The sequence below is a fragment of the Aeromonas sp. LsrichE-8G genome (assembly GCF_022869435.1).
Lineage (GTDB): Bacteria > Pseudomonadota > Gammaproteobacteria > Enterobacterales > Aeromonadaceae > Aeromonas > Aeromonas caviae.
The window spans coordinates 23042-35036 of sequence record NZ_JALIHH010000035.1 but is presented as its reverse complement, the minus strand read 5'-3'; the positions used below and the strand labels follow the sequence as shown (position 1 = coordinate 35036).

General features: G+C 64.6%; 10 protein-coding genes and 1 pseudogene. 6 read left to right on the top strand and 5 right to left on the bottom strand.

Going from position 1 to position 11995, the window contains the following annotated elements; translation table 11 throughout:
• Nucleotides 1-82 (top strand): transposase (locus MUW49_RS07845; protein WP_202904331.1); only part of this gene is annotated, 82 nt, incomplete at its 5' end.
• 57 nt (nucleotides 83-139) lie between these two features.
• Here the strand turns inward: MUW49_RS07845 and MUW49_RS07840 are convergent.
• Nucleotides 140-700 (bottom strand): annotated as a pseudogene (locus tag MUW49_RS07840) (AMP-binding protein); the annotation flags it as partial.
• Between the two features lie 323 nt (nucleotides 701-1023).
• On the opposite strand from MUW49_RS07840, the gene MUW49_RS07835 reads away from it, so the two are divergent.
• Nucleotides 1024-1563 carry a glycine zipper 2TM domain-containing protein gene (locus MUW49_RS07835; RefSeq protein ID WP_010674678.1) on the top strand — a complete coding sequence of 180 codons (540 nt, stop codon included), beginning with the start codon at nucleotides 1024-1026 and terminating at the stop codon, nucleotides 1561-1563.
• A gap of 154 nt (nucleotides 1564-1717) precedes the next feature.
• Here the strand turns inward: MUW49_RS07835 and MUW49_RS07830 are convergent, their stop codons facing one another.
• Nucleotides 1718-4936 (bottom strand): ExeM/NucH family extracellular endonuclease, encoded by a 3219-nt coding sequence (locus tag MUW49_RS07830; protein ID WP_113978617.1) that lies wholly within the window; start codon nucleotides 4934-4936, stop codon nucleotides 1718-1720.
• A gap of 554 nt (nucleotides 4937-5490) precedes the next feature.
• Between MUW49_RS07830 and MUW49_RS07825 the strand changes: the two genes are divergently transcribed.
• The 4 genes from MUW49_RS07825 (at nucleotide 5491) to MUW49_RS07810 (ending at nucleotide 9814) form a co-directional block, all read left to right on the top strand.
• Complete coding sequence (locus tag MUW49_RS07825) at nucleotides 5491-6612, top strand: ABC transporter substrate-binding protein (RefSeq protein WP_244812583.1); 1122 nt, start codon at nucleotides 5491-5493, stop codon at nucleotides 6610-6612.
• Between the two features lie 101 nt (nucleotides 6613-6713).
• Nucleotides 6714-7766 (top strand): iron ABC transporter permease, encoded by a 1053-nt coding sequence (locus MUW49_RS07820; RefSeq protein WP_053288212.1) that lies wholly within the window; start codon nucleotides 6714-6716, stop codon nucleotides 7764-7766.
• Nucleotides 7759-8529 (top strand): ABC transporter ATP-binding protein, encoded by a 771-nt coding sequence (locus MUW49_RS07815; protein WP_052815035.1) that lies wholly within the window; start codon nucleotides 7759-7761, stop codon nucleotides 8527-8529. The genes MUW49_RS07820 and MUW49_RS07815 overlap by 8 nt, the downstream gene beginning before the upstream one ends.
• 55 nt (nucleotides 8530-8584) lie before the next feature.
• Entirely contained in the window at nucleotides 8585-9814 is a 1230-nt protein-coding gene (locus MUW49_RS07810; RefSeq protein WP_113978619.1) for an MFS transporter, read from the top strand.
• 206 nt (nucleotides 9815-10020) lie between these two features.
• Here the strand turns inward: MUW49_RS07810 and MUW49_RS07805 are convergent, their stop codons facing one another.
• The 3 genes from MUW49_RS07805 to MUW49_RS07795 all read right to left on the bottom strand — a co-directional run bounded on the left by MUW49_RS07805 (nucleotide 10021) and on the right by MUW49_RS07795 (nucleotide 11803).
• Nucleotides 10021-10905 carry an AEC family transporter gene (locus tag MUW49_RS07805; RefSeq protein ID WP_053288214.1) on the bottom strand — a complete coding sequence of 295 codons (885 nt, stop codon included), beginning with the start codon at nucleotides 10903-10905 and terminating at the stop codon, nucleotides 10021-10023.
• Nucleotides 10906-10916: 11 nt separating this feature from the next.
• Nucleotides 10917-11474, bottom strand: coding sequence for a YaeQ family protein (locus MUW49_RS07800; RefSeq protein WP_010674671.1), 558 nt, complete (start codon nucleotides 11472-11474; stop codon nucleotides 10917-10919).
• A 188-nt stretch (nucleotides 11475-11662) separates the two neighbouring features.
• Nucleotides 11663-11803, bottom strand: a complete 141-nt coding sequence (locus MUW49_RS07795; protein ID WP_005325161.1) for a TIGR02808 family protein — start codon at nucleotides 11801-11803, stop codon at nucleotides 11663-11665.
• Nucleotides 11804-11995: the final 192 nt, after the last annotated feature.

Genomic DNA, 11995 nt, shown 5'->3' with positions numbered 1-11995 from the left:
GTCACGCTCTTACTTTGCGGGCTCTTGCGGCGGAGCACCGTTGGAGGTGATCAAGCAATACATTCAAAACCAGCGGGGCTGACGCCCCGGCGAAATTCCCCTCCCACCTACGTCGGAGGGAGTCCCCTTTCGCATTTAAGATGGCCTGCCACTCGTCCGCCGGCAGCCAGCCGGGTTCGTCCCCGTCCCCCAGGGCGATGAACCCCTCGTAGTCGAGCTCGCCGATCAGCTCCCCTTCCCGGTAGAGGGGATCGTCGATGGCGATCACCAGGGACTGGCTGTCAATGAGAGAGAGCGCCTTTCGCACCAGGGCGCCGAACTCCCGGTCCACCAGCACCACCTTGCTCTGGGCGTGCTGGAAGATGAAGGCCATTGCGTCCGCATCGAGCCGGGTGTTGATGGTGTTGAGCACAGCGCCGCTCATGGGTACCCCGAAGTGCGCCTCGAACATGGCCGGCACATTGGGGGCGACGATGGAGACGGTGTCCCCCTCGCCAATGCCGCGACGGCGCAGGGCCGAGGTGAGCTGGCGGCAACGGCGTTCGGTCTGGGCCCAGCTCTGGCGCAAGGGGCCGTGGATCAGCGCCGGATAGTCGGGATAGACCCGGGCGGCCCGCCCCAGAAAGCTCAAGGGGGTCAGCGCCTCGAAATTGGCGGGCGTCTTGCCAAGGCCGGCGTCGTACATGTTCTGCTCTGTCATCGGATCCTTCCTCACAGGGACACAAAACGGGGTGGCACTCGCGGTTCACCACGACCGGCATTGTGCCCTGATGCGGGGCCAGGATGCCGGCTGGAACCGGATGAAAGGGTATCAAGGGGGCCAGATCCCAGGTATTAGCGAAACGTCTTAGGGGCCCTCGGCCCTGCTCCCCCTGTCGCCAATCGCCGACGCTATTTTTGTGCGGTCACTTTTTGCGCAGTCAGCCCCTGTCGCGATCCCGTGGCCCTTGCCTTGAGCCTGCGGCGCAAAATGCCAAGAATGATCCCAAGCCCTCAACGGGTATGAGTACAAGGAGAAGAGTGATGAACAAATCCATGTTGGCAGGTGTCGGGATCGGTGTTGCCTCTGCGCTGGCATTGTCGGCGGTCGCCAGCGGATCCCTGTTTTCATCAGAGCCCCAGTTTGCCGAGGTGCTGGCCAGCAAGCCGGTGACCGAGACCATCAAGACGCCACGTCAGGAGTGCCGCAACGTCACCCTGACCCACCGCAAGCCGGTGCAGGACGAGCACAAGATCCTGGGTACCGTGGTTGGCGCGGCCCTGGGCGGCGTGGTCGGCCACCAGTTTGGCGGTGGCAGCGGCAAGAAGGTGGCCACCGCCGCCGGTGCCGTGGCAGGGGGTTATGCCGGGAATCAGGTGCAGGGCAACATGCAGGCCGGTGATACCTACACCACCACGGAGCAGCGCTGCAAGACGGTGCAGGAGAGCAGCACCCGCACCATCGGCTATGACGTCACCTACCGCCTCGCCGGCCAGGAGGGGGTGGTACGCATGGAGAAGCAACCCGGCCCCACCATTCCGGTCAAGGATGGCAAGCTGGTACTGAGCAACGCGCAGGGTTGATACTCCGTTAGGAGCGCCCTGCCATGAGGAAGGCCCACCATGACGGTGGGCCTTTTTCATCTTCGCAACCCCACCTGTCTGCAACAGGTCTTCCCAACAAACGTTTTCTCAACAGAAAGGGGCCCGCAGGCCCCTTTCTTTTGCTCAATCATCCTCAGTGGCGACCGAAGGGCCACCAGGACTTGTCGTTGTCCTGGATGTCGACCCGGGTCTGCTGCAGGGCGCCGGGCTGGCCCCCTTCCACCCGATCGAGGCTCACCCTGAACTGCTCGGTGGGCTCGACGAACCAGTCATCGATGATCAGCACCTTGACCGACTTGCTGCCCCCCTCGCCCGCGGCCCAGCTAACCGTCTGGCCGAACCAGGGCAGGAAATCCAGTCCCCAGCGCGCGGTGACCCCGTCAAGGGCCACCCGGGCCCGGGCCGGCTTGCTCAGATCGCCGCTTCGCACCAGGGGGATCTCGGCAAACCACTGCCCCTCGTTCACCGTGATACTGGCCTGAGCCAGCGAGATGGTGGACGGTGCCAGCTTGTCCTTGATGGTCACCAGGGTCTGGTGCTGATCCCCCAGGGCCGCGCCGCTCGGGTCAAACAGCTCCAGAGTAAAGGTCTCGTCCCCCTCGTGCAGGGTATCGCTCTTCACCGGAATGCTGATGGTCTGGGGCTCGCTCTGCCCGGCGGCCCAGTGCAGGGTGCCGATGAGGGGCGCCACGTCGTTGGCATCGGCGCTGCCATGGACGATGCGATAACTCACGCTGGCCTCCCCATGGCTGCCATCGCGGCGCGCCACGCTCAAGACCAGGGTGTTGCCCTCCTCCACGTTTGCAGCGGCGCTCTCGAGGCTCAATACCCCGGCGGGCGGCAGCGGATACTGGATGGCCACCAGCACGGGATCGTGATCCGAGGCGCTGAAGGGCCCTTCGGATTTCGCCAGCTGGCCGCTGTACTTGCTGCCGTACTCGAAGAAGTTGCTCTCGGCGGAGTTGATGTGCCAATCCTCGATGCCGATCACCTTGGCCGCGAGACTCGGGTTTGCCAGGGCGTGATCCAGGTTGCCGAGCTCCCCTTCGTAGCTGTAGGAGTAGGTGTCGGTGCCGTGGAAGCGGGTGTTGAGGTTCACAAACCCATACCCCTTGCCCAGGGCGCTGCCGCTCTCCTCGAAGGGCTGGCCCGCCAGGGTGGTGAAGGAGGCGCTCATGATCTGGCGCACCTGGGCGGCCGGATCATAGTCGGTCAGCACCCGGATGGGATCTTCCATGCCATAGGCGTTCATGTCGCCGATGAGCAGCAGATCCCCGGCCAACTCTTTGAGCTGCTCCCCCAGCACCTTGGCGGCAGAGACCCGCAGCGCGTTGCAGTGGCCCTGGCCATCCAGCGGATCGGCAGTGGCGTAGTCGGGGTAATCCTCGAAGCAGGCGGAGCCCTTGGACTTGAGGTGGTTGACCACCAGGGTCAGGGGCGCATCCCCCTTGGGCGAGCTGAAGCGCTGCACCAGCGACTCGCGCATCCCCTGATTGATGGTCACCGGCTTGCCGCTGGCGTCCACCGCCTCGGCCTGCTGCACCGGCAGCGCGATGAGGCTGGCAGCCCCCTCCGGGGTCACCTTGGCGGGTCGGTAGATGAGCCCCACCGTGATGGCGTCGGTGCCAATGGGCTTGCCATCCGGCGAGGCAATCCAGCGGTAGTGATCCGCCTCATCCGGCTGGGCAGCGTTCAAGGCCGCAACCAGATTGGCGATGGCGGAGTTGTCGCCATAGCCGTTGTTCTCGATCTCCATCAGCCCCACCACGTCGGCATTGAGGCGGGTGATGGCGCTGACGATCTTGGTGCGCTGCAGCTCGAACTCCGCCACCGTCAGGGCGCCCCGGTTGCTGCCGGTGGGGTTGGTATCGCCCCCCACGACCGTGGTGAAGAAGTTGAGCACGTTGAAGCTGGCGACCCGCAGATCCCCCGCCTCGGCAAGCTCGGGGGTTTCCACCCGATCCCAGCCGCTGTGATCAATCTGGCTGGCGTCAATGCGGTTGCTGGCCACCAGCCGGAACAGGTTGTAGGAGTAGCCAAGCGCCCCCTCCAGCCCGTTGAGCTTGTCGCCGATGCGCAGGTAACCGTCCTCGGCGTTGAAGCCGGGGAACCAGGGCAGCACGCCGTCCGGCGCCTTGGCGTCGGTCTCCACCACCAGCTGGTTCTGCTGGTTGCGAAGGGCCCAGTCGCTCGCCTCCTGGCTCATGGCGGCAAATTTCTGGGTCGACTTGATGAGCGGCGCGCCATAAGAGAGCACCAGGTTGTTGCGCTTGCCGTCGTAATCGAAGCTGAAGTTGCGGGTCACCACCAGGCTGGAGCCCGGCACCAGCCGTACCTGCATCCCCTCGTGACGCTCCAGCAGCTGGCTCAGGCTCTCCCCCGCCACCGGCACCAGATCCACTGCCGCCGGCACTGCCCCAGCGGGCCGAGTCACCACCAGCTCGTCGGCGTTGATCTGGGTCTGATTGAAATACTCCTTCACCTTGCCCGAAACGCACACCTCGGCCCCCGGCACGATGGCAGCGTTGGCCTTGGTGCTGTAGACGAAGAGGCCGTCGGAGGTGGCCGGATCGCCGTCCCCCTGCTCATCTTGAATGAAGAAGCCCTTGTAGAGGCCGCTCACTACCTGAGTCACCACGCCGCGAGTGGCATAAGCCTGTTCCGATTCGAACTTGCCGGCCGGCACCAGCGGACTGCTGGTGCCGGGGCCCTGAATGGCGGGCACGGGCACCAGGCTGTCCACCGGGCAGACGAAGGCGGGCGGCTGGGTGCCATCGCAGGGGCCATCGCCACTGCAACCCAGACCACTGGCGTCATCTTTCGGGGCCGCCACGTATTCCTGCGCCGGATCAAAAGGGGACGTAGCATCAGTGCGGCCCATGGTGACGGTGGCCTTGCGGCGCAGGGTCATGTCCAGGGTCGAGACGTTGCCCGACACCCAGGCCGTGCCCGGATCCACCCCCACCTGGCCGACGCTGTCCACTATCTCGCTGCCGCGATAGAGCACCAGGGCATCGTCGCCGTTGAACACCAGGTTGCCGCTGGTGCGGTTGGCCTTGGCCAGGATCTCGGCATTTGCAGAGGGGTTGGCCAGCACCAGGCTGGCCCCCGGCGCCAGGGTGCCCTGCAGCGCCAGGCTGTTGGTGGGTGATTCGCTGATGGGTTTGCCGTTGGCGTAGAGGGCCAACCGATATTGGGAAAGATCGACGAGGTCGCTGCCGAGGTTGCTCAGCTCCACCGCCTTGTTGTTGCCGGACCCTTCCAGGTATTCGGTGATAAGCAGTTGCGCCTGTGCCTGTCCAGCGAGCGCCAGCCCGACGGCCAGCGCCACCAGAGAGTGTCTTCCTGACATGGTCAGTTTCCTTTTTTATTTGCAGATCATGTTATTGGCGCCCCGCACAAGGCGGGCCGCAGCACCTTGGATGCAGCCATCAACGGGAGGCATGTCAGCCCCCGGCCGAAACTGCGCGCCCACTCTGCCCCGTCGGCGCCGGGGCTGCTGCGAGCTGGCTAACAATGACAACAAAATGTTGCGTGCAGGTGACGGGCAATACCCGAATGGGCAGTGTCCGTCATCGGTGCGCAGGAAATCGTCGCCACCTCTGGCGGTGCCATGCCAGGGAGACTAGACATCGGACAGACTCCAGGGTTGAGAGCGCGAGAGGTGCGGCGGCCAGTACCCTGCTCCACACGCGGCAAGATGGGCACCACGGGCCACCCTTTTTCCATGCAAACAGAGAGAGGGCTTCTATTGGAGCAGGGTGTTGTGCCGCGGTGGCATGGGTTCCAGTAGTGACATAAATAACAAGAGAGGGGATGACACAAACGTTTGTTGCTTTTGCGCTCGCGAATAGCAATAGTTCTCACTTTCTTTTTTGACCGTCTCTATTCTCGAGGTGTTACAAGATGTTTCGTCACCCCCTGGCAAAGTTGCTGCTGCTCGGCCAGCTCGTCCTGGTGAGCTGGATGGCGCAGGCCGCCCCCCCCGTTGAAGTGGAAGATGTGATGGGCCGCAAGGTCTCCCTGAGCCTTCCGGCAAACCGCATCGTGCTCGGTTTCTATCCCGAAGATTACCTGGCGGTGGCCGGTGAAGGCGGGGCCGAACGCCTGGTGGGCATGTCCCTGGGCTGGTTCATGAAGTCCCGTCCCGCCATCTGGTCTCTCTACGTGGCCAGCCAGCCACAACTGGCCAACGTGCCGGACCTTGGCAACGTGCAGGATCAGAGCTTCTCCATCGAGAAGACCCTGGCGGTCAAGCCCGACCTGGTGATCCTGGCGAAGTGGCAATATGAGGCCCTGAGCGCCGACCTGCCACGCCTTGAGCAGGCGGGGATCCCGGTGGTGGTCATCGACTACAACGCCCAGACCCTGGCACAGCACATGGCAAGCACCCTGCTGCTTGGCAAGCTGACCGGCCAGGAAGCCCGAGCCCGGAAGATGGCCGACGAGTACAAGGCCAAGATTGACACCATCACCTCCCGCATCGCCGCCGCGAAGCGCACGCCGCCCCGGGTCTACATCGAGCTGGGTGACAAGGGTCCGGCCGAGTACAGCTACACCTATGGCAAGGACATGTGGGGCGCCATGGCCCTGCTGGCCGGTGGCGACAACGTGGCCGCCCCCTTCGTCGATCGCTGGGGCCCCATCCACCCGGAACAACTGCTGGCGAGCAAGCCCGAGGTGATCCTGATGGCGGGCTATGAGAGCGTGAGCAGTGCTGTCGCCATGCAGGTGGGCCAGGATGTGTCGGCCAAGACCGTGCGCCAGCGCCTGCAGGGCTTTGCCGCCCGTCCGGGCTGGCGCGAGTTGCCTGCGGTGAAGCAGGGTCGCCTCTACGCGGTCTATCACGGCGCCACCCGCAGCATCATGGATGCCGCCCTCATCGAGTTCATGGCTAAGGCCCTCTATCCGGACCTTTTCCAGGATCTCGCTCCCCTGGCCACCTATCAGGCGTTCTACCAGCACTACCTGCCCATCCGTCCCCAGGGCACCTTCATGCTGGGCATCAAGCAGGATGACGCAAGCTAACCCCGGCAATTCGGGTGCGGCCCACCTCGGCCACGCCCTCTTCAGCAACCCTCTTGGATTGTGTGGGCGCCTCTTGCGGCGCCCGTTTCAGGATTGACATCATGAATGATTTGGCTGCCCTGCAGCAGACCCTCGCCCGGCAGCGGCAACGGGAGCGCCGTCGCTGGCACTGGCTCCTGCTGCTCACCCTGGTCCTGTGCATTACCCTGGTGCTCGACATCGCCACCGGCCCCTCCCTGTTGGCCCTGCACGACGTGATCGATGCCCTGGTTTCCCCCGCCCAGGCCGATCCCATGACCCGCACCATCGTCCACGACATGCGCTTGCCTATCGCCCTCATGGCCCTGGTGGTCGGCGCCTCCCTCGGCCTTGGCGGCGTGCAGATGCAGACCCTGCTGGACAACCCCCTCGCCAGTCCCTACACCCTGGGGCTCGCGGCGGCGGCGGGCCTGGGCGCGGCGCTCGCCCTCTACACCGGCGGCCTCGGGCTCTCCCCCCTAGTGGCCATCCCGGCCGGCGCCTTCATTGTGTGCATGTTTGCCGCCTGCCTGCTGTTTGGGCTGGCCATGATGCGCCATGTCAGCAGCCAGACCCTGATCCTGGCGGGCATCGCCCTGCTGTTCCTGTTCCAGTCCCTGCTCTCCCTGCTGCAGTTCCTCTCCTCCCCCGAGCTCAACCAGCAGATCCTGTTCTGGCTGTTTGGCAGCCTGATGCGCACCACTTGGGACTCCCTGATCATCACCGCCGTCGTCACCCTGATCTGCACCCTGCTCATCTACCGGGATGCCTGGGCCCTCACCAGCCTGCGCCTCGGGGAAGCCCGTGCCCGCAGCCTCGGAGTCAACGTCGACAGGCTGCGCATGAAGACCCTGGTGCTGGTCGCCCTGCTCACCGCCACCGCCACCAGCTTCGTCGGCGTGATCGGCTTCGTCGGCCTGGTGGCCCCCCATATCGCCCGCATGCTGGTGGGGGAAGATCAGCGCTTTTTGATCCCCCTCTCCGCCCTGTGCGGGGCCTGCATGCTCTCGGCGGCCTCGGTGCTCTCCAAGTCCATCATTCCGGGAGCCCTCTTCCCCATCGGCATCGTCACCGCGCTCATTGGCGTGCCCTTCTTCATCTGGTTGATCCTCGGCAGGGGGCGTAAACGTGCTTGAAATATCCCGACTCTCCCTCTCCCTCGGCCAGCAGACCCTGCTGCGGGATCTCAGCCTCACTCTGCATCCGGGTCAGGTCCATGTGATCATCGGCCCGAACGGGACCGGCAAGACCTCCTTGATGCGCACCCTCTTCGGCGAGCTGACCCCGGACAGTGGCGACATCCGCCTCGGGGACCAGAGTGCCCGCCAGATGACGCAGGCCAGGTGGCGCCAGCAGTTTGGCTACATGCCCCAGAACATCCAGCTGGAGCTGGATCTCAGCGTCATCGAGGTGGTGGTGCTCGGGCGCCTCGACAGCCTCTCCATGCGCCTCGCGGACGAGGACATACTGGCGGCCGGCCGCGCCCTGCAGGCGCTCGGCATCGCCCATCTGGCGGATCGCCCCCTCTACTCCCTGAGCGGCGGCCAGCGGCAGATGGTGCTCTTCGCCCAGGTGCTGCTGCGCGATCCCCGCATCATGATGCTGGACGAGCCGGTCAGCGCCCTGGACCTGCACCACCAGATGCAGCTGATGGAGCACCTGTGCCAGCAGACCCGGGATCAGCAGTGGATCACCCTGGTGGTGCTGCACGATCTCAACCTGGCCGCCCAGTTTGCCGATCAGCTGATCGTGCTGGCAGGGGGGGAGCTCCAAGCCTTCGGCCCCCCCGCCCGGGTGCTCGACGCGGCCCTCATCGAGCGCCTCTACCAGGTGCCGGTGGAGATAAGCCACGATCAGCGCGGCATCCCCTTCCTCAGAACCCTGCGAAAGACGTCATGACACAGTGCTGCGCCACCCCGGCGACCTCCTCCCGACACGGTGGCGGGAGGCGACCATGAACGGCGCCTCCTACTGGCGGGACTGGCAGGGTATGAGCCCGGCCGCCCGCCTGCTCATCACCAATGGGCTCGCCTTCAACCTCGGCTTCTACATGATGATGCCCTTCCTCGCCCAGCACATGGGCAGCGGCCTGGGCCTGGCCGGCTGGGCCTGTGGCCTGGTCATGGGGATGCGGGTCTTCAGCCAGCAGGGGCTGTTCCTGCTAGGGGGGACGCTTGGGGATCGCATCGGCTATCACCCCGCCATCGTCTGGGGTTGCCTGGTGCGATCGGTCGGCTTCCTGCTGCTGGGCTGGGCCGAGTCCCTGCCCATACTGCTGCTGGCGGCGACCCTGACTGGCTTTGCCGGGGCCCTGTTCACCCCCTGCGCCCAGGCCTATCTGGCGAGCGAATGCCACAATCCGAGCCAGCGCCAGCGCGCCTTCGCCCTGCACAATCTCGCCAGCCAGGCGGGCATGCTGCTCGGCCCCCTGGTCGGCCTCACCCTGACCCAGCAGAGCTATGCCCTGACAGGGCTCTTGGCGGCGAGCCTCTTCGCCCTGCTCGGGGTGCTGCAGTATCGGGTGCTGCCCAAACGCCCGGTGGCCAACCAGAGCCCGCGCGGCGCCATCTTGCGCCAGTGGGGGGACATCCTGCGCCAGCGCCCCTTCATGGGGTTCACCCTGCTCGCGGGCAGCTACCAGATCCTGTTCCACCAGCTCTATCTGGCCCTGCCCGCCCATATCCAGAGCCTGCCGGACGCCACCCGGCTGCTCGGCGGCGTCTTCACCCTCTCGGCGGTGATCGGCGTCCTGCTCCAGCTGCCGGCATCGCGCCTGGTGGAGCGCCGTCTGGGGGTGCCGCTCGCCATGGGGCTCGGCATAGGGCTGATGGGGCTGAGCTATCTCGCCCTGCCCCTGCTCTCCCCCTGGCCGACGGCAGGCGTGTTGACGCAGGTGGCCCTGCTTTCCCTGGGCTCCATCCTCTGCTTCCCGCTCTTTGCCGCCCAGCTGCCCCGCTACGCTCCCCCTGACCAGCTCGCCAGCTACTACGGCTTCTATGCCAGCGCCGGCGGCTGCATGGCGCTCTTTGGCAACCTGCTTATCGGTTTTATGCTGGGGGACGCGGGCACCCGCCCCACCACCGCCATCTGGACACTGCTGGCCCTCGCCGGCCTGATGGCTGGAGTTGGCCTCTATACCCAGCTGCGCAAGGATGGCCAGGTTCAGCCGGCCACCCATCAATAAACAGGGCGGCCTTGGCCGCCCGGTTTTATTCCCTTTCCTCCCCCTTCCACTTTCTGCCTTATCCGGCTAACCAGAACCTGTTTCAAGACCTTGCCAGATAAGCGAGCAAGCTCGGCTGTGCTCGATGAGCAAAGCAACATCGGACATGCACGATGGCGATAAAAAGGACGCCATCAGGCGTCCTTGCAGGTGAAAATAAGACCGGGTCAACTCCCCAGATGCAGCGCCAACCAGACCGCCAGCGGGATCACCACTATCGAGAGCGCGTTGCCGCCCAGCACTATGCTGGCCACCTTGTCGGGCTGGCACTGGTACTGCTCGCACAGGATGTAATTCAATACCGCCGGGGGCAGTGCCACCGAGAGTGTCAGCAGCGGGATCCAGGCAGGCTCCAGGGGCAGCAGCCAGACGGCGAGCCCAAGGGAGAGGCCCCCCGCCAGCAGATAGAGCAGGTTGCACTTGAGGGCCAGCCCCTGGTGATCCAGCTCCCCTTCCATCAGCCGGATGCCTAAGGCAAACAGCATCAGGGGCACCGCTATCTGGCCGAGCAGGGCGGCGCTGGTCACCAGGTATTCCGGCAGCGGGATATGCAGGTTGGCCACCAGCAGCCCGGCGAAGGCGGCCCAGAGCACGGGGCTTCTCAGCCAGAGCCAGCGGGAGCTGCTGGCCGAGAGGATGAACATGCCCACCGAGAAGTGGAGCAGGTTGGAGAGCACAAAGAGGATGACGATGGCGCCGAGCTGCTGCTCGCCAAAGGCGAGCACCATCAGCGGAATGCCGAGGTTGCCGGTGTTGCGAAACATGGCGGGCAGGATCAGCGCGGCCCGCTCTATCTCCTTGAGTTTGAGCAGGGAGAGCAGCAAGCCGGGCAGCAGGATCACCAGGGCACCGGCCCCCACAAGGGGCAAGTGCGCCGCCAGATCCAAGGGGTATTTCACCAGGGCCGAGAAGACCAGCGCCGGAGTAAAGAGTTCGATATTGGCCCGGTTGACATAACCCAGGGCCCCGCCCGGTCGCAACCGTCCATAGAGGGCGCCAAGGCCCACCGCCGCAAACACGGGAATGACGATATTGAGCAGGGCGCTGAACATGGGTATTCCGTTTACAGTTCGCGGGCCGGGCGTCCCATCAGCACCACGGGGTCCAGCGTCACCTCCTGGCTGCCGTTGCTGACCCAGAGCTGGCCGTCGGAGATGGTGCAGGTGAGCTGCATGGTGCGCTCCACCATGGCCGCCAGGGGCAGGGTCTGGCTGTCGGAGAGTTCGATGACGCTCAGGTTGTCGTGCAGACCGAGCTTGCCCTGGTTCTGCTTCCACCAGACGCTAGTGCCACGACCGCCATAGAGGTAGAGCACCACCTGGCGAGAGCGGTTGCATGCCTTCTTGAGGCGGCGCTCGTCCGGCTGACCCAGCTCAATCCAGAGTTCAATCTCATCGGAATAGTTCTTGCACCAGAGCTCGGGCTCGTCGTCGGCAGAGAGCCCCTTGGTGAACTCCAGCCGCTCGGCGGCATGCCAGGCGAAGGCCGCGAGGCGGATCATCATGCGCTCGTCGGTCTCGGAGGGGTGACGGGCCAGGGTGAGGGAGAAGTCCTGATAGAGATTGCGATCCATGTCAGACAAGCTGATCTGGGCCTTGAAGATGGTTGCCTTGAGCGCCATAGAAGTCGTGAACACCTGATAAAAGAGAAAGGGGCGGACATGCCGGGCGTCAGTGTAATCAAAATGGCCGCCGGGTTCGACCGTCTTGCGCTCCGTTTACCCCATCAGGGGCGGGCAAGTGCTTCAGAAGACACAAAAAACAAATGCCAGTCCGAGGACTGGCATTTGGCGGCATGAACGAGAGTGACTCACTTCTCGGCGGACTTGACCCCGAAGGCATTGAGCAGCAGGCAGCAGGTGACTGCCACGGCCACGAAGCCACTCAGAAAGATAAAGGGCATGGCCCCGTATCCCAATATGTTCCAGATGGTTTGTTCGAGCAGACTCATAGTGTGTCCTTCATCCAGTGAAATGGGTGTCCCTTTCGTGACGGGGTCGCCCCCGTTCCTGATGAGACTATTTGACCTCAACCCGCGCCTGAGTCCTATGCCACCAAAGTAATAAATGGGGCACCAGTTTGCGCCAGATCAAGGTTTTCCCCCTCCCCGCCCCGTTTTTCTTCGCGCCCCCGCCCCAAACCG